A 25,603-nucleotide genomic window follows, 5' to 3' on the forward strand; every position below is an offset into this window, starting at 1 on the left:
CGCCAAACAGAAGAATTGGTGCGCAGTTCTGAGCATAAAGCGCCTAAAAAGGCAGCAGCTAAAAAACTAGTTGAGCCAGCCGGGCACTTTAAGAAATTAGAAGATGAACTTACTAGTGCATTGAGTACGAAAGTTACCATTAAACCTATTACAACCGAAAAGGGAGAAATTGTGGTAAGCTACTATTCTATTACCGATTTAGAAAGACTAAAAGAAATTTTTACGCAATAGAAGCTATTACACTAACTTTCGTATCCTAGATATATGCTTAGTTGGAATGAGATACTTCTACGGTTGGCGTTGGCTTCTTTTTTAGGAGCGTTAATTGGCTTAGAAAGGGAAAGAAAGCATTGGGCTGCCGGCTTACGTACACACATGATGGTATGCGTAGGCGCTTGCCTAATTATGATAGTATCTGCATTTGGTTTCAAAGATGTTTTGGGCACTCCAGATGTTGCTTTAGATCCTTCGCGCATAGCGGCTCAAGTAATTAGTGGCATAGGTTTTATTGGAGCCGGAACCATTTTGTTTTCTAAACAAGGTACTGTACACGGCTTAACTACAGCATCGGGTTTATGGACGGTTGCTGCCATTGGTTTGGCAATTGGCGGAGGGTTATATTTTGCAGCAGTGGCTACTACGGTGGCGGCTTTGATAATTCTTTGGGCGCTTCAGCCGTTGGAACAATTGTATTCAAAGAAATTCCAACAACGGACTTTGAAAATTACCAGTACTACTGATACCGCTTTTACCCATCATCTCTTTTCATTGATTGAAGGTAATGGTTTGAAAATACAATCGTTCTCTTTACAAAAGCAAGGCGGTGATATAACATACGAACTTAAACTTGATTTTGCACCTAACGAAAAACTTGATGCTTTCATTATATTGCTACAACAAGAATCTACTATTCAGCATATTTCGTGGGAGCAATAATTTAAGTACTGTATTTCCGCACATTAGATACATTAGTGTCATATTTTACGATAACAAGAACTAACTAAAACAAATTGATATGAGAAATTTCATTGTACAAATACTATTGAATGCAGTAGCTGTTTTTGGCGCTTCCTACCTACTAAGAGGCATTCATTTAAAAGATTTTAAATACGCAATTGTGGTAGCTCTTGTGCTGAGCTTATTAAATACGTACATAAAACCTATTATGGAATTCTTTGCATTTCCTATTACGTTTATTACTGTAGGTCTGTTTTTATTGGTTATCAATGCTGCCATAATAAAAATAGCGGCATGGCTAATTGGTAATAACTTTAAAGTAGATGGTTGGTGGTGGGCTATTGCATTTTCATTGGTTATGACATTCATAAACACGATATTAGCGTGGCTCTTGGCATAAGTTTAGTTACATAGCTCAACTTCACGCACTGTTTCGGCATAGCTCTAGCAAATTAGCAAAGAGTTTTATTATTGCTTTTCAATAAAAGATTATGAAAGGATTTTATTCTATACCTGTTCCTATAAATGAACCGATAAAAAGTTACGCTCCTGGAAGTGCGGAAAGAGGCAGCCTTCAACAGAAGTTGGCACAACTCAAGAGCGAATTCCGCGATATACCAATGGTAATAAACGGGAAAGACGTTTTTACGAACGAAAAGATAAGCATTCATCCGCCACATGAGCGCCACCATACTTTAGGCACTTTCTCCAGAGGAAAAAAAGAACATGTAACACTTGCCATTAACGCTGCACTGCAAGCCAAAGCAAGATGGGAAAACTTAGCATGGGAACAACGCGCTTCTATTTTCCTAAAAGCAGCCGAACTCATTGCCGGGCCATATCGCGATGAATTGAATGCAGCAACCATGCTTGGACAAAGCAAAAATGCATTTCAAGCAGAAATAGACTCTGCCTGCGAAATAATAGATTTTTTGAGGTTCAACGTACATTTTATGAGCCAAATTTATGCCATGCAACCGCAAAGTGCCGCAGGAATTTGGAACCGAACCGAATGGCGCGCATTGGAAGGATTTGTGTTTGCACTTACACCATTCAATTTTACTGCCATTGCAGGAAATTTGCCCACCAGTTGCGCCTTAATGGGCAATGTGGTTGTATGGAAACCCAGCGATGACCAAGTTTATTCTGCACACGTGCTCATGAAAATATTTAAAGAGGCGGGCGTGCCCGATGGTGTAATAAACCTTATTTTCCCCGATGGGCCGGAAGCAGGCGAAGTAATATTTAAACATCGCGATTTTGCAGGCATTCACTTTACAGGCTCTACGGCCGTTTTTCAAACCATTTGGAAAACCATTGGTGAAAACATACATCTCTATAAAACCTACCCGCGCATTGTGGGCGAAACCGGAGGTAAAGATTTTATTTTAGCACACCCAAGTGCTCATGCCAACGTAGTAGCAACAGCCATTTCGCGCGGTGCTTTTGAGTTTCAGGGACAAAAATGCTCTGCCGCCTCACGTGCTTATATTCCTTCTAATATTTGGGAAGAAGTAAAAATAAAAGTATTGCAAGATGTAAGCACTTTTAAAATGGGAAGCACCGAAGACTTTAGTAATTTCATAAATGCCGTAATAAACGAAAAGAGTTTCAATAAACTATCGGAATACATTGAACAAGCAAAAACGGCCAACGATGCAACAATTATTGCCGGAGGAAATTGCGACAGTACAAAAGGATGGTTTATAGAGCCAACTATAATACTTACCCAAAACCCTAATTATGTTACCATGTGCGAAGAATTATTTGGCCCTGTACTTACGGTTTACGTTTACGATGAAAATAAATTTGAAGAAACCGTAGAATTGGTAAACACTACATCTATGTATGCACTAACCGGTTCCATTATTGCACAAGATCGATATGCCATAGAATATGCAACACAGCATTTAAAAAATGCAGCAGGCAACTTTTATATAAACGATAAACCTACCGGAGCAGTAGTCGGACAACAGCCCTTTGGCGGCAGCCGCGGTTCCGGCACCAACGATAAAGCCGGCAGTATGATAAATTTACTGCGCTGGGTTTCGCCACAAACTATAAAAGAAACATTTGTGCCGCCCATTGATTATCGCTATCCATTTTTAGGATAATACTTTATTCCATATAATAAGAACATGAAAAATTTTATTGAAGAATTGAAATGGCGGAATATGTTACACGACATTATTCCCGGCACGGAAGAATTATTGCAGAAGCAAAGTGTAAAAGGTTATATAGGTTTTGACCCTACAGCCGATTCGCTCGGTATTGGCAATATGGTTCAAGTAATGACCTTACTGCATTTTCAAAAATGCGGACATCAACCCGTAGCCTTGGTGGGTGGCGCAACAGGCATGGTGGGCGATCCGAGCGGAAAAAGCTTGGAACGCAATTTTCTTTCGGAAGAAACACTGATACACAATTTAGAATGCCAGAAAAAGCAATTGGAAAAATTTCTAGATTTTTCAGGCAATAATGCAGCTACTATTGTAAATAACTACGACTGGTTTAAAGATTTTTCATTTCTACAATTTATTAGAGAAGCAGGAAAATACATTACCGTAAATTATATGCTGGCAAAAGACAGCGTTCAAAACCGATTAGAAAATGGAATGACCTTTGCCGAACTTTCGTATCAACTTATTCAAGGATACGATTTTTACTGGCTTTGGAAGAACAAAGGCGTACAACTGCAAATGGGAGGAAGCGACCAATGGGGCAACATTGTTACCGGCTCTGAACTTATTCGCAAGAAAGAAGGAGGCGAAGCATTTGCTCTTACCACCAAATTGCTGATGAAAGCCGATGGCACCAAGTTTGGCAAAAGCGAATCGGGAAATGTTTGGTTAGATGCCGCAAAAACTTCGCCCTATAAATTTTACCAGTTCTTCTTAAATATAGCAGACGAAGATGCTCCAAAAGTAATTCGCATATTTTCGCTGGCCGAAAAAGAAGCCATAGAAGCCATAGAAAAAGAACATACCGCAGCTCCGCACCTGCGCACTTTACAAAAAGCATTGGCAGATGAAATTGTTACGCGCGTACACGGCAAAGATGCATTAACTAAAGCCAAGGAAGCATCGGAAATTTTATTTGGAAAATCTACCACCGAAGCACTCTTGCAACTAAGCGAAAGAGATATTTTAGAAGTATTTGAAGGAGTGCCTACGTATGAAATTTCTAAAGACCAATTAAGTGGCAGCGATTGGGTTACAGTATTGGGCGAACACACAAAAGTATTTGCATCCAAAGGCGAAGCAAGAAGAAGCTTACAGGAAAATGCAGTAAGCGTTAATAAAGAAAAAATTACTGTAGATACCGTTACCGACACCAATAAACTCTTAAACAATCAATACTTGGTAATACAAAAAGGGAAAAAGAACTACTATCTCTTAAAAGTAAAATAGATCAAGCATTGCAATAAATCTATATTCGTATAAAAGTTGTGCCATGCTATTAACGCTTAATTTCCAAGCAGTACCTATTGAGCAAGAACCGGTAGCTTATGCCATTCCTTTTTTTCTACTTCTAATTGGAATTGAGTTATACGTAAACTGGAAAGAACAACGCCACCTTTACAACACAGGCGAAGCCCTCAGCAGCATTGCCATGGGGCTTGGCTCTTTGGTTGTAAATATTTTAATGAAAGCCTTGGCATTTGCACTATACACATGGCTCTTTCAATATAGATTGTTTGATATTGGCTGGCACTGGTGGAGTTGGCTGCTTATTCTCTTTGCAGATGATTTTACCTTTTATTGGCACCATAGGCTTAGCCACGAAATACGAATTTTATGGGCAGCACACGTGCAACACCATTCATCGCAATCGCTAAATTTAGCCACTGCATTGCGCCAAAGCTGGACAGAGCTACTCTATAAATATATCTGGTGGTTTTGGTTGCCGCTCGTTGGTTTTCATCCGCTTATGATTTTAATGATGATGAGCATTTCGCTCATTTACCAATTTTGGCCACACACCGAAATTATACGAAAACTACCCAATTGGTTTGAATGGTTCTTTAATACACCTTCGCACCACAGAGTACACCATGCCAGCAATGCTAGGTATTTAGATCAAAACCATGCAGGCATTTTAATAATATGGGATAAACTATTCGGCACCTTTTGTCCGGAAAACGAAAACGATAAACCTATTTATGGCTTAACTACCAATATACATTCTACCAATCCGCTTGTAATTGTGTCGCACGAATACAAAAGTATTTGGAAGGATATAAAACGTGCTCCCACCTTTGCCGATAAATTACGCTATTTATTTATGCCTCCGGGTTGGAGCCACGATGGTCCCGATTTGAGAGCCAAAACACTACGCCAATCTATAAAAAAGTAACTGTTCTAGGCTTGGTGATGTGGCGGGTTTTTAGCACAAAACCCAAACCGAAGAACTACCTTTTAAATATAGCAAAAACTTGCAAACAAGCACTTCACCCGCCTATTGCCAATACGATGTTGTATGCCGCTTTTTGTTCATCATTCTTTGTTTCCCTTCTTGGCATTTTCGCTTCTTGTCAATAGTTGTAAGTTGTCAAGAACTGTCAAACCGCCATTATGCATTGGTTTGATATGGTCAATTTGAAAGTCCAATTTGTTTTTGCTTTTATAGTTTTTGGTCGCACTAAAATAAAAGCCGTCTTGGTCGGTGAACTTTTTATAAACTTGGTCTGAAAGCCATTTGCCGTATTCAGGATTTGTTTCTTTGATTTCATAAAGATTAAGTTTTTCTAATTCTCTCAATTCTTTTTCGTCTTTTGGAACAACCGATTTTCTTGCGTAAAGTTCTGGGTGCAAGAATTTTGTTTTGGCTAAATTGACTTCTCGTAAAAAGCTCTTTTTGTCAAAGTTGAAAAATGTCTCCCAAGCAATTTCATTACTTTCCCAAGTTTGGTTTATCATTTCTGCTTGTGCTCTTTCGCCCAAGTCTTTCTCAATAATTTCCCTTGCAATTTCGTCAATGTTGTATTTTTCTCTCTCTTTCAGTTCAATGAATGGTGGTGTTTGGTCTTGAATGGCATAATACTGCAAAATGTCTTTAATGTCTTGAACGTGATACGCAGGATATTTCAAACAACCGTTAAAAAATTCATCTTCAATTATGCTTGCGTATTTATCCAATTCTGCTTCAGTCAAAAAATCCTTTTTGTCTAACTTATATTCTGCAAAAATTGCTGGCAAACTGTTTACAAAGTCATTGTATGATTGCTGAATGTTATCATACACCAATACTTCGCAATGTCTTTCCACTGGTTCATTTTCTGTTTCTTTCAAAAACTTGAATTGATAAATGCCGATTGGAAAACGTTCAATGAAATCCAATTTTTCAAGTTCTTCTCTTATTTGCGGTTCAATGATTTGATTATTGAGAATGGCAAATTCTTCCAACTTATTGATAGCAACAAGACGAATGATTTGTTTTTTGACTTCAGCGGTTTTATCTTCAAAGTCAATGTTATCTTCAATGAACAGTTTTTCAGGATTAACCCACGAAATTTTGTTTTGCCATTCGTCAATAAAGCTGACAATGTAAGCGTCTTTTGTGCCGCCTGCTTTTGGTCCACGCAAACCACGTCCAATCATTTGTGTCATTAAAATGCTTGAAATGGTTGGTCGTGCCAAGAAAATAGATTGCACATTCGGAACGTCAGTTCCTTCGGTTAAAATATTTACATTGATTAAAACTTCCAATTCACCTTTGCGGAATTGTTCAATTTTGTTTTTGTTGTCTTTGCTTGAAAGCGTTACGCCTGTGGCAATGTCTTTTATTGAAGAAAGAACATAATCCGATTTTACACCTGCTTCACGGAACAATGCGTTTAATGCAATGGCATTGTCCACATTTAATGCAAACACAATAGTTTGCTTGTATTTTGCCTTTTGAGTAATGTAACGATTTATGATTGTCAAGTTTCTTTCTTTATTGGTAGCGATTGATTTTGAAATGTTTTCGCCCAAAATTGTGTTGAAGTCGCCAAATTTTGAATTGAGTTCGTTGATTTGTTCATCGGTCAAATCAAACTGCTCAATAATGTTTTGTCCTGTTGTTACTTCTTCAAAATGCGGTTCGGATAAAATTCCCAAACGGATTAAAGTCCGTAAATCTATTTTGTAAATAATGTCGTCTGGAAAAACTTTTTTCAGCAAACCTTGTTCATCTTCCGCAGTTCTGAAAGGTGTTGCGGTCAAACCTAACATTCTGAATTGTGATACTTTTTCTTTTAGGTTTGAAATGAGTTTGCGATACGTTTTTGCTGTGGCGTGGTGGGCTTCGTCCACCACCAAAAATATTTCGTCAGTGTTGTTCTTAATCCAATTTTTATACAAATGGTCAAAACCTGCGTTCAAACTGTCTTTACTTGAAATAATGATGTCGTCCGTTTGTTTAATGTGAACAGGTTTGTCGTGAATGCCTGAAATAATACGATAACTGAAACTTTGTTTGTTCGCAAAAATGTCTTTGAAAGCCAATTTTTCGGCAAACGTTTTTTGTGCTTGTTCCAACAATTCGTGTCTGTGAGCAACCCAAAGCACTTTTTTGTTTTTGTCAAGAATGTTTTTTGAAATCCAATGAGCGGCAGTTAAGGTTTTTCCACCACCGGTTGGTAAAACTAAAAGCCCTGCAAATGGATTTTTGTTTGACTTGATAATCTCTTTTTGCAGATTGTAAAATGCTTCTTCTTGATGTGGATAAGGTTCAATGCCACTTTCAGACTGTTCAATGGTTATAGTTCCTGCGTGTTTGAATTTTACTTTTGTAGAAGTTGAATTATTGTTTGAAACTTCTTGATGGTTGACGGTTGATTTGGAAATGTCAGACAAGCGAAAAGTAATTGTTTCTCCTTTGCGAAATTGTTCTAATTTTTTTACAGGTTCTTTTCCTGCCCAAAGTGTTACATTGTGATTTTTGAATTGTCGGTCAAACTTTGCAAGAATGTCAAACTTCCGCCTATAAGTCATACCAATTCTGTCAAAAAAAGTATCGTATCTTCTATAAGTCAGGTTGAATTGGTTTTTGTTAATGTCGCTCAGAATCTCTGCAACAATTTGTCTGATTTCTTTTAGCTCCATATTTATTCGTCTGTCTGCTTGTATATGTTGAATTTAGCACAGTCGTCCGTAAAATGGCATACAACTATCGAGCAATTGCAACCCGTACTATTTTAGATTGGCTGCCACTACTTATTTTCAATAAATAAACGCCATCTGCCAATTCCTGTACCGACAATTTTTCGCTTACAGAAAGCGCAGCAACTTCTTTTAATAAACTGCCACTTAAATCAAAAACCTGAATAGTTGCCTGCTCCGGCATGTTTTCAATTTGAATAAAATCTACAGCAGGATTTGGAAACACCTTTATCATAGAAAAATAATTTTCGATTATACCACTTGGCTGTAAATCATCATCGCGAATAGTGAGTGTAAAGCCCCTTACATTCAATATTGCATTATTAGTAGCATCGTATAAAGTAAAATTGGCTTCGCGCATTGCTTCCACTACTGTATCGTTTAAAATAACTACCGGAATTAAAGCCGTATCGCGCGCTAATGCAGCAATAGAAATGGTAGTATCATTAAATAAAAAGTGCTTCCCTTTTACGGCATTGCCCATATCTAACTTTACTTTGGCAGTAGTTACGCTATCTGATATTCCATTAGTAGCAACACGAATAAAAATGGTGGTATCGTTTTCTACCACAGTTCTCCCCGCCCCCACAAAAGAAATTTTAAAAGAATCGTCATTTAAAATTTCCGACACCATAGTTGTATCTGCAGTAATAAATGAAGTGTCTTCGATATTTATTATTGTAAATACGGCCTTCTTACCCGGATCGTAATCTTCATTATCGTAAATATCAAACTTAAATGTATCGCGCTGAAAGCCCGGAGGTACCACAATAGGTTTATTGCTAAAGAAAAAATCTTCGAATGCCACCACATTGGTTTGGCTTTGGTTTAGCACCACAAAAGCATTAAAAGTATCTGCCGTAGTATTGTTGCACTCCACATAAATATAACCGTAAGGCGAAGATTCATAAACAGAATCTACACTTTTACTAAAACGTACATAATTTTGTGCCTGCGCACTTATTGCCAATCCAATAAAGAGAAGTATAAAAGAAATTGCACGATTAAACATTTTGTAAAACTGCAATTTTCTTGCAATGCTGCAAACCTTCATTTTGTACATCACTAACTTTTTGTTAGAAAAATGAGTTTGCTTTTCGCACAAATTAAAATACGTTTATCGCAATGAGTAAGAATATTTGGAGCTACGAGAACGAAAAAGGGAAGATATTGGCACCCGGCAAATTGTTGCTGTCTGAGCCTTTTATGTTAGATGAAAATTTCAGCCGAACCGTGGTGCTTATTTGTGAGCATGATTTAGAAAACGGCACTATGGGTTTAATACTAAACAAGCCTGTAAAAATACAACTGAATGAAGTGGTACCATCATTGCCGCCTTTTGCAGGTAAGGTTTACTTAGGCGGTCCTGTGGGAACCGATACCATGCAATTCCTGCATCGCTTGGGCGAAAAAATAGAAGGCAGTGTAGAGTTGGCTGATGGACTTTTTTGGGGAGGCAACTTTGAACAAATAAAATTGCTGATAGAAAATAATAATGTACAGTCCGATGATATTGCTTTTTACATTGGCTATTCTGGATGGGGAGCCGAGCAATTACAGGTAGAGTTAGAGAGCAATTCGTGGATAATTTCGCAGGTAGAGGCTCCTAATGTTTTTCAATATAAAGAAACTATTTGGCGCGATGTATTGCGAAACATGGGTGGTATTTATGAAACTATGGCAGGCTATCCAGAAAATCCTATTTTAAACTAACATGAAGCAAATAGAGAAACGCAGTTTAGATGCTACCTTGCGGCAGACAATGCTTTCGGTATTGGCTATTATCTTGTTTTTAACTCAACCTGCGCGGGCAATACAACTTTCAGACTCTTCACAAATTTCGCTTCTTACGGTAGCGCCCGGTAGTGAACTTTACTCTGCATTTGGGCATAGTGGCATTCGTATCCACGACTTTAAACAAGATATTGATATTGTTTTTAACTATGGAACATTTGATTTTAATCAACCCAATTTCTATGTAAACTTTGTAAGAGGACGCTTGCTATACATGCTGGATGTAGGCTCTTTCAGCGATTTTATGCAAATGTATGAATACGAAGAAAGAAGTGTAACCGAAGATGTATTAAACTTAACGAACGAAGAGAAACAGCACATTTTCCTCTTTCTTGTAGATAATGCTCAACCTGCCAATCGCAACTACCGATATGAATTTTTCTTTGACAATTGCGCTACCAGAATTCGCGATGTTTTTGAACAAGAACTTAAACAGAAAATCCACTTTAACTATGCCGGGTTCGATAGCACAAAAAGCTTGCGCCAAATGCTCGATTTATATGTTTCCAACAGCCCTTGGGTGCAATTGGGTTTCTACCTTATCTTGGGATTGCCCTGCGATGTAAACGCCACACCACGAATACAGGCCTTCTTACCTGATTTTCTACAAAAAACATTTAAACAAGCAGTCTTAAATAACGGCAGCAACTCCTCGCCATTGGTGCGCCAATCGCATGTATTATTGCAGTATCCTCCTGCGGCTGCACCCGATTCATTATTCACTCCGGTGTTTTGCATATTGCTTCTACTTACCACAGCAATAGTGCTTTCTGCAATAGAATATAGATTAAAAAAATCTGCTACCATCTTCGACTTTCTTTTGTTCTTCTCTGCCGGATTATTGGGAGTATTTTTCTTATGTATGTGGGCATTCACAGAGCATTATTCAGTACCCAAAAATTTAAATGTATTATGGGCAATGCCGTTATTCTTACCACTTTCCTTTTTACTCTTCTCTAAAAAGATGGCAACCTTCAATACTAAATGGCTCCACATAAGTGCAGTGTGGCTGCTTGGTTTGTTGATACTGCATTTTGTTTTACCACAACCTTTTCATATTGCAGTTATATTGCTAATTGTTGTGCTAGCATACCGTGCATGGTTTAGTGCTTACTTACTACAAAAAAAAATAAGCAATGAAACAACATGAATTGAATACACAACGTACTGCACGCTATTTCACATTAGGTTCTTTAAACGAAAACACTAAAGAGGTTTGGATTGTATTGCACGGATTTGCACAACTTGCTGCAACCTTTCTCCAACACTTTGAACCATTTGCCAGCAATGATAAATTTATAGTAGCACCGGAAGCATTGAATAGATTCTATACAAAAGGCTACAGTGGAAATGTTGGCGCCACTTGGATGACAAAAGAAGCGCGCGAACACGATATACAAGACAACCATCATTATCTTAATACGCTTGTAAAGCAACTTAATATCAATCGCACTACTACCAAAGTAATTGTGCTTGGTTTTTCGCAAGGTGTGGCAACACTTACGCGCTGGCTTCACCTTTCTAATTTTGCACCCGATTGCCTAGTTATGTATGCCGGAGAATTGGCATACGAGCTAAAAACTAAACCGCTACCTGCTTTTTTGCACCACACCAAATGTTACTTTATTTATGGCACTAAAGACCCATTACTACCCGCATTTGCTCCCAACACCCTCCATGATGTATTTGGTGAAATAAATCTACACCTTATTGAATTTGATGGCGCACATGAAATCAATTGCCAAGCACTGCAACAAATAGTTGTATAAACTATTGCACCCACCATTTTAATACTTGGTATTTTCCCTGCTCATCCTCTACTTGTACTATATACATTCCTTTAGTTACATGTTCTAATCCGAGTGGAATAGCAGGATAGTTTATTGTAGAAGCTATACGCCCCGCCAAATCAAATATTCTTACCCGTTTAACAGCAGAAATACACTCCATACATTGCAGAATATTGCTTGAAATAAAATATGGATGCTGCACTTCCTCCACATCGTTCATACCATTCACTACATCCTTTACAAGAATAAAATCGGCAACTTCATTCCCTGCTTTACCATCAAAAATTGGCCATACCACTACCACTTCAGGCCCCGTTTTGAAATAAGCAGGTTTTACATCTATTTGAATTACTTTTTGCACAGAACTGCCGGGTGCAATCTGCAAAATACCCAATGAAACACTATCGTAGTTTACAGTATTAGAACCTTTAAAGCCAATATATGTACTACCTGCAAATACTACTGAATCGGTATTTAAAACTTCGATAGAATAACTGATAGAATCGCCATACTTTACCCTAAACGGAGGTTGCGATGTAAGCGGATCTATGGAAATCTGCAAATTAACTTGTGCGCAAAGCACCATCACGGCAGAATAAGCAAGTGTACTAAGTATGAACTTTTTCATGGCAGTAATTCCATTTTAAAATTAAAGTACCCTAAAGCTACCATATAGTTGCAATAAGCATATAAGGAATTTTAAGTAATCTTACCAATTCAAAGCTAAAAAATGGAGGCACTTCAAGAAATTATATATTCACTTTCTAAAGAAGAGATAAGGCATTTTAAAATTTATTTATCGCGTATTGATACTGGAAAAGAAAGGAAAGATGCACAACTCTTCAACTATATTAAAGCTCATCCAAAAGACTTTAGCAACACTAAAGCAGCACAAAAACTTTCTTACGCAGAAATAAATGCTTTTTACAGATTAAAGAACAGACTACAAGAAGATGTATGCGATGCACTGGCACTGCTCCACACCGGAAAAGTAAATACCAATAGCTTATTTAGAGAGCTAATGCTCTTCAATATCTTTAGAGCTAAAAACAACCTTTCACTTTCTATCTACTTTCTAAAACGTGCCGAAAAACAAGCTACAGCCATTGAAAACTTAGAAATACTAGACTGGATATTTTCGAGCTATATTACACTCTCCAACGATTACTCTGAAATAAACCCCGAAGAATATATACGAAAGCAAAAAGAAAACGCCATTCACCTTAACAGGCTACGCGCCATGGATCAAGCACTGGCAGCGGTAATCTACCGATTAAAAACATCGCAAACATTTGGAAAAAAACCTACCGCACTATTAGAGCTATTAGATAAATCTATTAAAGAGTTCAGCAGCGATAACTTTCTAAAAACAAGCAAAACCTTTCAAACAAAATTATACAGAGCCGTAAGCCAGCAACTATTGCAAACACACCATTACTTGCAGTTAGAAAAGTTTATGAATAACACCATTGCCACTTTTACAAAAAATAAGTGGTTCGATAAAAACAACCACGACACTAAACTACAAATGCAAGTGTATCTTATCAATTCTCTCTTTAGAAACGAAAAATACAATGAGTCTTTGGCAGAAGCCGAAGTACTTGGAAAAGAAGCACACGCATTTAATAAACTGTACTACTCCAAGTATATTTTTTTCTATTACAATGCACTGTACATCAACTATTCTAGAACTAACTTAGATAAAGCCATCAAAGCATTGGATGAGTTAGACAAGACCATGAAACAATTAAAAAACAGCTACTACGAACAATTTATTCTCTTAAATAAATCTACGCTGCTTTTTGAACAACAAAGATTTAACGAAGCCATCAGGCAATTGGTTCGCTTATATCTAAACGATAGTTACCAAAATGCATCATCCATTTTTAAACTTAAAATAGCTATTGCAGAGCTTATTATGCAATACGAAAGTGGTGATAAAAAGGTATTTAAAAACAGGCTTGTACAGGTAAGAAAAGAGTTTGCAACCATTTTAAGAAAAAAAGAAAACAACCGCGATAATGAATTCTTAAAAATTCTTGAATCATTTAGCGAAAACAATGCTAAAACAAATGCAAATGCACAAAAATTCATTATTAAGTTCAAAGAAAAAGATGTAGAAAATGAGCTACTAAACTATGAAAAATGGATACAGCAAAAGATAGAACAGTTATACAAATTATCTATTTAAACAAGTAAGATATGCGTTACATTTTGAAAACTTACTTGATACATATCGTACATTTGGGTAACGAAAGTTTTTGCTAACTAAAAATTATGCTTTATGAAACAACACATTAAACACCTATTGCTCCTGCCGCTATTAGCATTTTTTGCTATTGCGCTCCGAGCACAAACAAGTTGCGAGGCAATGTTTTACGCAACATCCAACCCAAATGGAGTCTTTACGTTTTACGACTCTTCATTCGCTGCTTCAGGTTATACCATTACTAACTGGGATTGGAGTTTTGGCAATGGGAATAGCAGTACCGCACAAAATCCAACTCAGTATTTTTCTTCACCAGGCACTTACAATGTATGCCTAACTATTACTGCACAAAATACCAATGGTAGCACGTGTGTAGATTCTATGTGCCAATCTATTGTGTACACCTGCCCTTCTTACATAAACGGCAACTTTACAGTTACCACACAACAACTTACGGCAGCTTTTACACCTTCCTTTAGCAGTAATTATCCTCCACTTAGTTATGTTTGGCACTTTGGCGATGGCACTTCATCTACTACTGCAAATGCTACTCATACCTACACTTCAGCAGGCACTTACAATGTGTGTGTGGAAGTAAGCGACAGCTTTGGATGCAGTAAAACAGTTTGTAAACTAGTTACCGTTACGGGCGGAACCATAGCTTGCAACCTTGCTGCCAATTTTACATTTACACAACCAAATAAGCATACTATTGTTGTTACCTCAACTACCACCGGAGGCAACCCAACAGCCAATGCTAACATTTGGAAATTAGGAGGATTAGCTGTGGGTACATCTTCAGGCAATAATACTTCATATACTATTGCTATTCCAAATACTATATCCGATGGTACTTACCAACTCTGTTTAAAAGTAGAGCAACCCAATAGCAACTGTAAAGATTCTATCTGCAAATCGGTAACTATTTGCCGCGCCAATGGAGAGTTCACATACAGTATATTAGCAAACGATACCGTTCAATTTTCTACATCTAATACAGCTATAAGCAACTATATACACAAGTGGTATGCTAACGGCAATGTATTTGCCACTACTGCAAATCCCAAAATTAAATTCCCCAATAGTTACATAGGCACTACTATTTGCCATGTGGTAAGCAGCGCAAATTCTATTGCTTGCAAAGATTCATTTTGTACTGTTCTACAAGCCAACCCTTGCTATGCAAATGCAGGATTTCAATTTGCAACAGACTCTAATGGAGTAACCCATTTTTCTTCATCTGTATCTAACCAAGGTTGGGATCACCTTTGGACATTTGGAGCCGGCACAGGCAGCAATCTGCCCAACCCAAACGTAACACTTGCGCCCGGCACATACACTGTTTGCCATAGAGTAATAAGCACTGCAAATAATGCATGTAGAGATTCACTTTGCCAAACAGTAATTATTCAAAATACTACTCCTTGCAACCTCAACGTTGGTATTGCACAAGGGCTTACATTAAACGGGCAAACAGTTTTGGAGGCATCTACTCCAAACATACCGGGTAATTTTACTTACAGTTGGAATACCGGAGCAACTACTAAAACGATAAATGTTACAAATAACTATGGAACTTACTGTGTAACTGTTACTCAGGTTTCTACAGGCTGTACCGCTTCTTCTTGTCATGTTTATCAGCCTTCGGCACCGTTAGATACACTCTGTGGTGTAACCTTTAACGACTTAAATGGGAATGGCGTTTTAGATGCCAACGAATCGCCTATGAGCATGCTCATTACCATTAGTGGCAACGGTATGCAAAGAACACTTATCAGCGATTCACTTACCGGAAAATGGGAAACCTACCTGCCTGCCGGCACTTACCAAATTTGTGCACGTGTAAATAATTCGGGAACACCTAGCGGCTGGGTTGCTACTGTTCCTGTTAATCAAAATAATGGACTAACCGGAGGTATATCTTGCTACAGCATTACCTTAGCTCCTAACCAAAACCTATGTGGTGTAAATTTTGGATTCCAAAATACAAGAGTGAGTATTTGCGGTTACGTGTATGTTGATGCTAACTCCAACGGTACCAAAGACAGTGGCGAGCCGGGCATTCAAGGACAAGCAGTGAAAGTTGGCAACTATACAGCTTACACCAATAACAACGGTTACTATATTTTCAACTTAGCTGCCGGAACCCATACTGCCACATTTACACCTGCATCGCCATATACAGGCTATACTGCCACTCCTGCAAACTATACTGTTGTAGCTACTACCGTTGGGCAACAATACTGCGGCAACGATTTTGGCATCCAAGTTCCGCAAAGCCAATGCGATGTGGCCGTTACCCTAACACCTATTAGCACCGTAACTCCAGGTTTTACGGCTATTTACTCAGTTAAGGTTTTCAACCTAAACGGAGTTACAACAGGTGGCTTGCTTACTTTTAATTTTGAACCCGGTTTAACTTTCAAAAGTGCCAGCCCTGTACAAAGCAGCTATAACAACACAAGTGCTACCGTTACTTGGAATGTAAGCGCTTTAGCTCCGGGTACACATCAATCGTTTACAGCTCGCTTGAATGTACCAACATCACTACAACTAGGCACACCAATTTTTAGTTTTGCAGAATTTACCACCAATGGTTCTTGCACCGAAAACAATTTGGTAAACAATATTGATACCACACACCAAACTGTAGTTGGCTCTTACGATCCTAACGATAAACATGTATCGCCAGAAGGAAACATTGCCAACGTTGGTCAGGATTTAGTTTACACCATTCGTTTCCAAAACACGGGTACCGCACCTGCCATAAATGTGGTAATTTTAGATACACTCAGCGCTTCACTCAATTGGAGCTCATTAGAACTAAAAGACGCAAGCCATAGCTGTAACATTACACAAGAAGGTGGCTTAGTAAGTTTCAACTTCAGCAATATTATGTTGCCGGATAGTTTCCACAATGAACCTGAAAGCCACGGTTTTGTAAGCTACAAAATAAAAGCTCAAAACAATTTGGCAGCAGGCACGCAAATTACTAACCGTGCAGCTATTTATTTCGATTACAACGAAGCTGTACTTACCAATACTACATTAAACACTATTGATGTAACATTGAATGTAAGCGATCCTAGTACACAACATGTTACTATTTCGGTTGCGCCTAATCCGTTTAAAACATTCACCAATATTTTAGTGAATGGCGCAAATGAGAATGAGCCAATTGAAATTGAAGTATGCGACCTTGCCGGACGCAATGTATTGAAACAAGTTTCCTCAACAAACCTAATTCAATTGCAAGCAGGCAACTTGGCGCATGGTGTATATGTTTACGAAGTAAAACAGAACAACCAAACCATCGGCAAAGGAAAGATGATTGCCGAATAAATTTTTAAGGGATAAACGTTTGCCGCATCGGAGTTTCCATATACTTCGGTGCGGCTTTTTTTTGTACTATACAATAACTTTAAAAACCAAGCCCTAAACGCACGCCCGGAAAAAAGAATGTTTCCCTTCTTCGTTCTTGAATATATACTTGCCCTTGAGTTTCATAATAACTTCTTTCAAACGCTATATTCTTAACATTTAAGTTAAACAATACGGTGATATTGAAATACTTCTTTATGTGTACTCTTCCTCCAAAACCAACGCTGCCCATGGGGCCACCTTTTATACTGCCACTACTATTCCCCATTGGCAAATAGTGATTATTGCGGGCAAATGCGTAACCGGCTTCCACCGCATAATATGGCGTAAAACGTTTCTTTAATATTTCACCACCAAAGTATAAGTATGCCGGAAAAAACACTCCGGAGTAATCACCAAAATCGCCTCTAAAAATTGTTTGTGGTGCTCCAACCACACCATCTACACCTAATCCAATTCCTATTTGTGCGTAGCGATTTATTTTGTATCCATTTACTACACGCACGCCAAACTCTAAGAAATCGGCAATAAAATTCACTTGCATTAAGTAGCCGCGTTTACGCTCCCAAGGTTTCCTAACTCTTACTACCATAGTGTCGTTCACTACAGGATTTACACTGCTATTTGTATTACTTACGCTAGTGGAACTGCTAGAAGAAGTTGGCGATGTCAATACTATTTTTTCTTCCTTGGTTAGCTTTTGAATATCAGAAATTTGCACGCCAAACACATTGCCGCCAATGGTTTTTATCTTTATGCTTTCACCCGGCACTTGCTCAATAATAATACCTCTGTAGATATTCCCATTTTTAAGGTACACTACATCTTCTAAATTGTCTTGCGCGAGTAAAGTATTGGCACTTAAACATATTGCAACACAAAAACCCAAAGCACATTTCAAATAATTCATACAAGTAAATTTTATTAAGAAAAAAGACTATCGAACTAAAGTAACATTGCCACTTTCATTAATTTCTTCGCCATCTTTAGTAATGGCTCGCAATGTCCAAACATAGGTTGAAAGAGGTTGTGGCTCACCTTTAAACTGCCCATCCCAGCCCGCTTCTACACGGTTGGTTTCAAACACCAATTGCCCCCAGCGGTTGAATACTCTAAACCATTTTAACTCTTTAATATTTAATGAGCGCACAATTCTAAACACATCATTTACACCATCACCATTAGGCGAAAAACCCGTTGGCAAAAGCAATTGCGTGAATGGCACTACCGTAACAAACATAGAATCTACCGCCACACAACCTGCACGATTAAGCGCATACAGATAATACCATTGCGATTTTTCGGGATATGCTAAAGTACTTACATTAAATGGCGATACCACATTATCTCCCGGAAACCAATAGTACTCCGAACCTGTGGTTGTACCATTTAAAAACACCGGTAAATCGCGATAAATTGAAGTATCATTTCCGGCCTCCACTTCAGGCAAATCAAGAACAGAAATAGTAACTGTATCGGTTTTGGTATAGCAATAATTGGTAATCCGCAATACATAATCGGTGGTTACGGGCGGAGTAAACTTCGGGTTAAAAATTGTAGGGTTAGAAACATAATTAGCAGGCATCCATAAATAGGCTGAAGAACCTTGATCTACCACCGTTACAGTGCCTTCCTGCCCTACACAAATCGGCTTTTCATCTTCAAGAATCAAATTCAAATTGGGGTCTAAAAAATATACGTTTACAGAATCTATATTAGAGCAACCATTTAAATCTGTACCTGTTACATAATAAGTAGTGTTGGCAAGCGGGCGCGAAACCGGATTAAAAACCGTAGCATCAGAAAGTCCCGTAGCTGGCGACCACACATACGTAACACCTCCGGTTGCTACCAACATTACACTATCGCGAAAACTCCCTGCACTCAAGCAAACAGAAGTATCGCTTCCGGCTTCGATGGTAGGCAACGGATAAATTTCCAACCTTATTGAATCTTTGTTTATACAGCCATTTGCATCGGTAACTTGTACCGTATATGTAATACTAGTATCGCCCGCAGTTAATACAGGATTAGGCAAAGAAGCATTATCTAATCCCGAAGAAGGAAACCATACATACGTTGTGCCTCCATTTGCTAATAACTGCGCTGTTTTCCCCGGACACAAATTCACTAATTTAGGAGTAGCATTTACAATGGGCAATGGATTTACTGCCACTGTTTTCACCAATGTATCTACGCATCCCTTATCCGATACCAATGCAAGACGTATGGTTTTTGAGCCTGTAGTAGGAAATGCAAACACAGGTGAATGAGCCGTGGACGTGCCTATATTATCGAAACTCCAATCGTAAGTAACAATACTTCCTCCGGAAATAGAAGAAGCATCTGTGAAAACCGTAGGTTGATTGATACAAACTGCCGATGCCGAAAAGTCCGCATCGGGCTTAGGAAATATGGTTGCTTTTTTGGTGGAAGCCCCTTTGCACCCTCTGGCATTCTCTACGGTTAATGTAATATCAAAGGAGCCTGCAGCAGCATAAGTTTTTACAGGATTTGCCTGATTGCTCGAAGTGCCATCACCAAAATCCCAGTTCCATGCCGTTACATTTCCCGAGGTGGTAATGGTGGCATCTTGCAATACTGTTGGAAAACCTTGGCATGTATCGGCCACATTAAAACCAAAATTAAAATCGGGAATAAACACAGGATATACCTTTACGAAAGCACGTGTAGTATCGTAGCAGCCATCGCCATTTATTTCTTTACGAACAATAAGCGTAACTAAATAAGTGCCGGTATCGGCATAAGTATAAGTTGGGTTTAACGCTGTAGAAGTATCGGTAGTACTACCCTGCACTCCAAAATCCCACATTACCGTAACAGGCGTAGAAGTGGGCGGGGGATTATATACAATGGGGCTAAATGGAATTGAATTTCCGGTACATTCAACTTTGTAAATTCCAATACCCGTTGCCGGATCAAAAGAAGTAGCAGGCAATTCGGCAATAGGGATATTGCACTGCACCACATTAAATTGAAAATCGCGCGTTACAGAACTAAGGAGCACACCATTTTTATATTCATCAACTTTTACGCCCACCACAAACTGCCCCTGCTGATTAGGCGTTACCGTTAGGTAACCAGTTACCGAATCTATTCGCATTACTCCGGTATTGGGCGGATTATTCATTGGATTTTTTTCTTCATATACACCTGTATAAATTACCGATGAATAAGGGTATGGAGTAGTTTGGCAACCAGTCTGCTGTGTTGCAGGACTTGGATCGGGGCAAGCAGATGTAGCTCCATCAAAAGGCGCTGCCAAGCTATATCGCAGCACATTACCATCTGGGTCGGTTGCAGAATGGTCAAATACTAAAGGCGCATTATTACAAATAAATATTGGAGGAAAATTTTTGAACCGAGGCGAACTATTGGTGCTATTGGCAACCACATCGCTACCCGGAATTTGAGCCACATAAGTAGCTCCTTGATCTTGCAAAATATTATTTACCGAAGAATTGCGGCAACAGCGCTGGTAAATGAGTGTATAACCTCCCGCTACCGGAGGCAAATTTACTGAACCCGTATAAACAGCCTGCTCCACACAAACATCGGTGGCCACCAAACATGGATTTGTAATAGTAGAAGAAAGCGTTTGCGAACCCGGAAACGGCAAACCCAACTGCTGCAATAAAGTGCCGTTTGCAGTATAAATAGAAATATACTCCACCTGCCCAAACCCTGCACAATTCAAGCAATTGCAATCGCGATATAATTTTAATGTGATATTATAGCTCCCATTCCCCAAGTTATCGTAATATAACTCGCCTCCAACCAAATGCGAAGCACGAACGCCAACCCACCCAAACGCCAATAGTATTAGAAAAGATAATTGCTTAACCACTAAACAAAAGTAAATGATTTGCCTAACTCAAATGCTAAAACTTAAAAATTCGTTGGCATCAATTTAAAAAAAGAATAGCACCCCTATTGCCGCAACACCACACATAGTACTTCACTTTACAATATCTTTTTCTTGAAATATACTGCTTGCTAAGTAGCACTCATTTTCAATAAATATTCCATTGAGCCAGGTTCAATTTGGGAGGCACTCAAGTTACCCACAAATTTATTAACAATTTTTCAAGGAAAATTTGACACATATACTCAATAAATATCCGAGCGATTCGTTATTTTCGCAGAGCTAATAAAAATAGCGAATTTTCGCTAAAAAGAAATCTTCGCTAAATAAAAAGCAAGTAAAAATAACATCCATATTCTTCTTAACAATTCAAATAAAAAACCATGAAACAAACTGAATTCAAATTTTGGGGGCTTGTGGCAGCCTTAGCCATCTTGTCAGTATCTACTTTTTCACAAGAAGCTGTAAACATTTCTATACACCAAAAGAGGAATAGCAGTTCGGCACAAGAAGTAGCAGCTAAAGCCAGCAGCGATGCCAATGTTTTAATTGTATCGGGCAAAATTCTAAATGCCAACACCATGCAGCCAATTGGCAAGGCCAAAATTAACTTAGATAAGTTTGGAGATGAATTGATGCAGGCTTCTATAGATCGCAACGGCAACTATGCATTAGCATTAAAGAAAAGTGAATTGGGAGAACCTATCCGCATCACATTTAAAATTCCCGGGTACAAAAAATTTGTTGCCAAAAACATAGATAAAAATCAATCTTTCGTAGATATCAATATACTATTAGAGCCAGAAACCTCTACCATAAAAAGTACCGGCAATGTAGTATATAAACTCAGCAGCGACCCATTTAATCCAATGGTATTTCGCTTCGAGCAATAAATAAATTTTTGTTTTGGTTTTATGTGAATTTAAAAGCCGTTCAAACAAAATTGAGCGGCTTTTTTTTATTGCAGAAACATAATAGACCAATTATTCGTATATGCAGAAAAACCATTCCAAAACAAAACATGCAGCCGAAAAAAACGGCAGCGCCAGCCGCCTTGCACATGCCACACTTACACGTTGCCCAACAGGCAGAATCATTGCTTTTGCAGTGTAGTAATGTGCGCAAAAATAATGCACAAAAATGGGCCGAAATTCTAACCGAAATAGACCTTCTGCTACCGGAAATAACCAATAGAAGCCTTCAAACAAAAATACTTTTTGAAAAGGCACATTACTGCTACATGGCAAAAGGTAATTTTCAACAATCTATAGACCTCTGCAACCAAGCCAAAACACATTTTGCCGAAACTGACACCGAGTTTGAAACCACCTACCAAGCACTCATGGGTACCAACTTCCACCTCATGGGCCATTACGAAAAAGCGCAACCACATTACCTTTTAGGCATAGAACTCTTAGAACAAAAAGGAGAAAAAAATACCGAAGACTTCGATAGCCTTGCAAAATTATACTACAACACAGGCCTACTGCACACCAACCTCATCAACAAAGAAAGCAGCATAAACTACGTTGAAAAAGCACTTGAAATTTACACGCAACTACAAAGCAAATCAGGCTTAGCACGCTGCTATAATGCGCTAGGACACCACCATCCAAACTCCCAACAAAACGAATCGGTTTCCATAGAATACTATTTAAAGGCAGCACAGTATTTTGAAGAAGATAAAGACCTAATTGGCTTAGCAACCGCCTACAATAATATTGGCTATAAATACGGCATGCTCAAGCAAATAAACAATGCACTGCAATACTTAGAACGCAGCCTTGCCATTCGCAAACAATTAGGAAACAAAAAAGGAATGGCAGCCAGCTTTTTCTATATGGGAAGTGTGCTAGACAGCAACCAAATGTTTGACGAAGCAATCACACACTACCAACATGCCGAAACACTTCTAAAAGAAATAAACAGCAAGCACGAACTACATTCTTTATACGACCAACTTTCTAAAAGCTATGCACACAAAAAAAACTACAAAGAAGCACTCCGCTACCACCGCTTATTTGTTCAACTAAAAGACGAGATATTCAGTTTCGATTACAAAACATCGCTCAACATAGAAGCCTCTAAACTACTTATTGAACAACAAGAAAAAGAAGCGGCATTTGAACTCCAAAAACAACACGAACTATCAGACTATATCCATAAACTCGAAACAGCACAAAACGAGCTAATGCAAATGGTATATATAGCTTCGCACGACCTACGCGAACCCATACGCATGATAACCAGCTACAGCCTGCTACTTTTAAAAGAACACACCACAAGCCATGCACAATCTACAGCCACAGCTCAACAAATCTGCAACACCACTATGCAACTGTGGACAACACTCAAAAATCTTCAACAATCTGTTCAACAAAAAGTAATAAAAAAATAATACCACCTACCTATACGAAACCTTTTTAAACACCACTCGTATGTGCAATAAGAAGTAAAATGTTTTGTGAAGAATTTATGAACTAAAAAACTCTGATATGGTTAAACATTCTACACTTGCGGTTACCAACCATGCAGATAGCGCACAAGGAGGTTGGCATAATATTGAACACCTGCTCAACCAAATTAGAGTAATGAACCAGCAGCGCAACCCTGCTGTAAAAGAACTCATAGAACAAGTAAACGAATGGGCAGAAAACAACAACCACCAAGTTTACAAAACCGAAGCCATACATGAAAAAGCCATCTTCCTCTTTTGGATAAACGGCACCAACGAAGAAGCCTTTAACCTTGCCCAGCAAGCACTCAGCACTGTAAATGCCGAAGAGCAACCACTGCTTGCGGCACGCATCAACAAAACAATGGGTATGATTTTCTACTACAAAGGAATCTACCTAAAATCTCAAGAATACTACCTTAATGCGCTGCGCCTTATGGAAGCGTTTCCTAAAAAAAACGATTACATAATAGAAGAACTTGCACGCACCTACTACGGCTTAGCCATATTACACGACCTATCGCAATTCGATGAACTAAAAAAAATGTACCTGGGCAAAGCATTGGAATATGCCTTGCAAAGTGGCGACAAAGGCACCATTTCTCGATGCTACAACGCATTTGCAGTTTACTACGCCAAACGGAAAGAATTTGAAATTGCACTCAACTATTACCAAAAATCGCTCGACCTCGCGTTAGAGATTGGCGAAAAAAACATGCTGGCAGTTTGCTACAACAACTTAGGCAGCACACACGTAGAACTCAAAGAATTTGAGAAAGGATTACAGTATTTAAACCAAGCACTCCAGTTAAAAAAAGATACCGGAAAGCCCAATGCCATTGGCTTCACACATATCCATATTGGCAAAGCATACTTCGATTGGGGAAAATATCGCGAAGCATTAGAAAACTTCCTAGAAGCTGAAAAACTAATTTTGTCGGCAGGCACCAAACACGAAATACATACTTGCTACGATTACATTTCTAAAATATTTTCTGCACTCAACGATTTTGAATCGGCATACGAATACCTCAAAAAATTTATAGAAATATCGAAGGAAAATCAAAACTTCGATAAAGCAGCAGCCATCTTAGATGCGCAAACAAAATTTGAACTAGATAAAAAAGAAAAAGAAGCCGAACTACTGCGCCAAAAAAATGCAGAAATAGAACGTTACGCCTATCGGCTCGAAAGCAGCAACCGCGAACTAAAACAATTTGCACACATTGCATCGCACGATTTAAAAGAACCACTGCGCATGGTGGGCAGCTATGTTTCGCTCTTAGAGAAAAAACTAAAAGGCAGACTCTCTGAAGACGAAGCCATTTACATGGATTTTGTGCTAGACGGAACCAAACGCATGTACTCGCTTATCAACGATATTTTAGAGATTTCAAAAATAAATGTAGAGTCGCATTTTAGAGAAGTAAACTTAAACCTGGTGGTGTACGAAGTTATTCAAAACCTTGCACCCGAAACCCGCAGCAAAGCAGATATCTTAGTACAATCTTCACTTCCTGTAATAGAAGCCGATCGCACGCAAATGCTGCAACTTTTCCAAAACCTTATTTCCAATGCCATAAAATACAATAAGAGTGAAAAAGCACGAGTTGAAATTACCTGTAAAAATCACCGCGGAGCACATGAAATTTCCATAGAAGATAATGGCATTGGCATACCTGCCGAGTACCGCGAAAAAGTATTTGTAATCTTCCAGCGATTACACTCCCGCAATGAGTTCTCTGGCACGGGAATAGGCCTAGCCATCTGCAAAAAAATAATAGACAATATGAATGGAAAAATTTGGGTAGAAAAGAGCGCACTAGGCGGTTCTGCATTCAAATTTATTGTGCCTCATAAAATAGAATAAACTCCGGCTGTTATTCTATTTCTATACAATTCAAACTGCTGCGTTAGCAATTCTATTAGCTAAATATTGTTCTATTTAGCTGTAATAAAGAATTTCACTACAACTTACTTTTTATC

General features: G+C 38.5%; 19 protein-coding genes (1 of these 19 running past the window's edge). 14 read left to right on the plus strand and 5 right to left on the minus strand.

The annotated features are described in order from the left end of the window. The 6 genes from KF872_10540 to KF872_10565 form a co-directional block, all read left to right on the plus strand. Positions 1 to 231: the final stretch of a ParB/RepB/Spo0J family partition protein gene (locus KF872_10540; GenBank protein ID MBX2903977.1), read on the plus strand. 687 nt of this gene lie to the left of the window's left edge; the window shows 231 of its 918 coding nt (coding positions 688-918); its start codon lies off the left edge, out of view; it ends in the stop codon at positions 229 to 231. 33 nt (positions 232 to 264) lie between these two features. Beyond that, positions 265 to 936, plus strand: coding sequence for an MgtC/SapB family protein (locus tag KF872_10545; protein ID MBX2903978.1), 672 nt, complete (start codon positions 265 to 267; stop codon positions 934 to 936). Positions 937 to 1,015: 79 nt separating this feature from the next. Next, positions 1,016 to 1,357 (plus strand): phage holin family protein, encoded by a 342-nt coding sequence (locus tag KF872_10550; GenBank protein ID MBX2903979.1) that lies wholly within the window; start codon positions 1,016 to 1,018, stop codon positions 1,355 to 1,357. An 88-nt stretch (positions 1,358 to 1,445) separates the two neighbouring features. Next, entirely contained in the window at positions 1,446 to 3,071 is a 1,626-nt protein-coding gene (gene pruA, locus KF872_10555; GenBank protein ID MBX2903980.1) for an L-glutamate gamma-semialdehyde dehydrogenase, read from the plus strand. A gap of 24 nt (positions 3,072 to 3,095) precedes the next feature. Next, on the plus strand, positions 3,096 to 4,367 hold the full coding sequence (locus KF872_10560; GenBank protein ID MBX2903981.1) for a tyrosine--tRNA ligase: 1,272 nt from the start codon (positions 3,096 to 3,098) through the stop codon (positions 4,365 to 4,367). Between the two features lie 76 nt (positions 4,368 to 4,443). Next, on the plus strand, positions 4,444 to 5,313 hold the full coding sequence (locus KF872_10565; protein ID MBX2903982.1) for a sterol desaturase family protein: 870 nt from the start codon (positions 4,444 to 4,446) through the stop codon (positions 5,311 to 5,313). A 140-nt stretch (positions 5,314 to 5,453) separates the two neighbouring features. Here the strand turns inward: KF872_10565 and KF872_10570 are convergent, their stop codons facing one another. After that, positions 5,454 to 8,045 carry a DEAD/DEAH box helicase family protein gene (locus tag KF872_10570; GenBank protein MBX2903983.1) on the minus strand — a complete coding sequence of 864 codons (2,592 nt, stop codon included), beginning with the start codon at positions 8,043 to 8,045 and terminating at the stop codon, positions 5,454 to 5,456. A 64-nt stretch (positions 8,046 to 8,109) separates the two neighbouring features. Then, entirely contained in the window at positions 8,110 to 9,114 is a 1,005-nt protein-coding gene (locus tag KF872_10575) for a T9SS type A sorting domain-containing protein (GenBank protein MBX2903984.1), read from the minus strand. 113 nt (positions 9,115 to 9,227) lie between these two features. Between KF872_10575 and KF872_10580 the strand changes: the two genes are divergently transcribed. The 3 genes from KF872_10580 to KF872_10590 are packed head-to-tail and all read left to right on the plus strand — an operon-like array spanning position 9,228 to position 11,665. Next, complete coding sequence (locus tag KF872_10580; protein ID MBX2903985.1) at positions 9,228 to 9,815, plus strand: YqgE/AlgH family protein; 588 nt, start codon at positions 9,228 to 9,230, stop codon at positions 9,813 to 9,815. Between the two features lies 1 nt (position 9,816). Beyond that, the gene (locus KF872_10585) at positions 9,817 to 11,046 is read left to right on the plus strand and encodes a DUF4105 domain-containing protein (GenBank protein MBX2903986.1); all 1,230 of its coding nucleotides are present in this window, start codon (positions 9,817 to 9,819) and stop codon (positions 11,044 to 11,046) included. After that, positions 11,033 to 11,665 carry a hypothetical protein gene (locus KF872_10590; protein ID MBX2903987.1) on the plus strand — a complete coding sequence of 211 codons (633 nt, stop codon included), beginning with the start codon at positions 11,033 to 11,035 and terminating at the stop codon, positions 11,663 to 11,665. The genes KF872_10585 and KF872_10590 overlap by 14 nt, the downstream gene beginning before the upstream one ends. 1 nt (position 11,666) lies before the next feature. Here KF872_10590 and KF872_10595 read toward each other — a convergent pair whose 3' ends face one another. After that, positions 11,667 to 12,314, minus strand: a complete 648-nt coding sequence (locus KF872_10595; GenBank protein MBX2903988.1) for a T9SS type A sorting domain-containing protein — start codon at positions 12,312 to 12,314, stop codon at positions 11,667 to 11,669. Between the two features lie 102 nt (positions 12,315 to 12,416). Here KF872_10595 and KF872_10600 point away from each other — a divergent pair, with 102 nt between their 5' ends. Both KF872_10600 and KF872_10605 read left to right on the plus strand, forming a co-directional pair. Beyond that, positions 12,417 to 13,877, plus strand: coding sequence for a hypothetical protein (locus KF872_10600; GenBank protein MBX2903989.1), 1,461 nt, complete (start codon positions 12,417 to 12,419; stop codon positions 13,875 to 13,877). A 93-nt stretch (positions 13,878 to 13,970) separates the two neighbouring features. Next, positions 13,971 to 17,237, plus strand: coding sequence for a PKD domain-containing protein (locus KF872_10605; GenBank protein MBX2903990.1), 3,267 nt, complete (start codon positions 13,971 to 13,973; stop codon positions 17,235 to 17,237). A 79-nt stretch (positions 17,238 to 17,316) separates the two neighbouring features. Here the strand turns inward: KF872_10605 and KF872_10610 are convergent, their stop codons facing one another. Both KF872_10610 and KF872_10615 read right to left on the minus strand, forming a co-directional pair. Beyond that, positions 17,317 to 18,186 (minus strand): hypothetical protein, encoded by an 870-nt coding sequence (locus KF872_10610; protein MBX2903991.1) that lies wholly within the window; start codon positions 18,184 to 18,186, stop codon positions 17,317 to 17,319. 27 nt (positions 18,187 to 18,213) lie between these two features. Further along, positions 18,214 to 21,144, minus strand: coding sequence for a PKD domain-containing protein (locus KF872_10615; GenBank protein ID MBX2903992.1), 2,931 nt, complete (start codon positions 21,142 to 21,144; stop codon positions 18,214 to 18,216). Between the two features lie 401 nt (positions 21,145 to 21,545). Between KF872_10615 and KF872_10620 the strand changes: the two genes are divergently transcribed. The 3 genes from KF872_10620 to KF872_10630 all read left to right on the plus strand — a co-directional run bounded on the left by KF872_10620 (position 21,546) and on the right by KF872_10630 (position 25,487). Continuing rightward, on the plus strand, positions 21,546 to 22,055 hold the full coding sequence (locus tag KF872_10620; protein MBX2903993.1) for a hypothetical protein: 510 nt from the start codon (positions 21,546 to 21,548) through the stop codon (positions 22,053 to 22,055). Positions 22,056 to 22,183: 128 nt separating this feature from the next. Beyond that, the gene (locus KF872_10625) at positions 22,184 to 23,560 is read left to right on the plus strand and encodes a tetratricopeptide repeat protein (protein MBX2903994.1); all 1,377 of its coding nucleotides are present in this window, start codon (positions 22,184 to 22,186) and stop codon (positions 23,558 to 23,560) included. A gap of 97 nt (positions 23,561 to 23,657) precedes the next feature. After that, complete coding sequence (locus KF872_10630) at positions 23,658 to 25,487, plus strand: tetratricopeptide repeat protein (GenBank protein MBX2903995.1); 1,830 nt, start codon at positions 23,658 to 23,660, stop codon at positions 25,485 to 25,487. Positions 25,488 to 25,603: the final 116 nt, after the last annotated feature.

Source organism: Chitinophagales bacterium (assembly GCA_019638515.1).
In the GTDB taxonomy this organism is placed as follows: domain Bacteria; phylum Bacteroidota; class Bacteroidia; order Chitinophagales; family LD1; genus UBA7692.

Excerpts from the sequence above, each read along its gene's own strand:
- KF872_10545 (MBX2903978.1), top strand. The coding sequence starts at position 265 with ATGCTTAGTTGGAATGAGATACTTCTACGGTTGGCGTTGGCTTCTTTT.
- KF872_10550 (MBX2903979.1), top strand. The coding sequence starts at position 1,016 with ATGAGAAATTTCATTGTACAAATACTATTGAATGCAGTAGCTGTTTTT.
- KF872_10560 (MBX2903981.1), top strand. The coding sequence starts at position 3,096 with ATGAAAAATTTTATTGAAGAATTGAAATGGCGGAATATGTTACACGAC.
- KF872_10570 (MBX2903983.1), bottom strand. The coding sequence starts at position 8,045 with ATGGAGCTAAAAGAAATCAGACAAATTGTTGCAGAGATTCTGAGCGAC.
- KF872_10575 (MBX2903984.1), bottom strand. The coding sequence starts at position 9,114 with ATGTTTAATCGTGCAATTTCTTTTATACTTCTCTTTATTGGATTGGCA.
- KF872_10580 (MBX2903985.1), top strand. The coding sequence starts at position 9,228 with ATGAGTAAGAATATTTGGAGCTACGAGAACGAAAAAGGGAAGATATTG.
- KF872_10585 (MBX2903986.1), top strand. The coding sequence starts at position 9,817 with ATGAAGCAAATAGAGAAACGCAGTTTAGATGCTACCTTGCGGCAGACA.
- KF872_10590 (MBX2903987.1), top strand. The coding sequence starts at position 11,033 with ATGAAACAACATGAATTGAATACACAACGTACTGCACGCTATTTCACA.
- KF872_10595 (MBX2903988.1), bottom strand. The coding sequence starts at position 12,314 with ATGAAAAAGTTCATACTTAGTACACTTGCTTATTCTGCCGTGATGGTG.
- KF872_10600 (MBX2903989.1), top strand. The coding sequence starts at position 12,417 with ATGGAGGCACTTCAAGAAATTATATATTCACTTTCTAAAGAAGAGATA.
- KF872_10605 (MBX2903990.1), top strand. The coding sequence starts at position 13,971 with ATGAAACAACACATTAAACACCTATTGCTCCTGCCGCTATTAGCATTT.
- KF872_10610 (MBX2903991.1), bottom strand. The coding sequence starts at position 18,186 with ATGAATTATTTGAAATGTGCTTTGGGTTTTTGTGTTGCAATATGTTTA.
- KF872_10620 (MBX2903993.1), top strand. The coding sequence starts at position 21,546 with ATGAAACAAACTGAATTCAAATTTTGGGGGCTTGTGGCAGCCTTAGCC.
- KF872_10625 (MBX2903994.1), top strand. The coding sequence starts at position 22,184 with ATGCAGCCGAAAAAAACGGCAGCGCCAGCCGCCTTGCACATGCCACAC.
- KF872_10630 (MBX2903995.1), top strand. The coding sequence starts at position 23,658 with ATGGTTAAACATTCTACACTTGCGGTTACCAACCATGCAGATAGCGCA.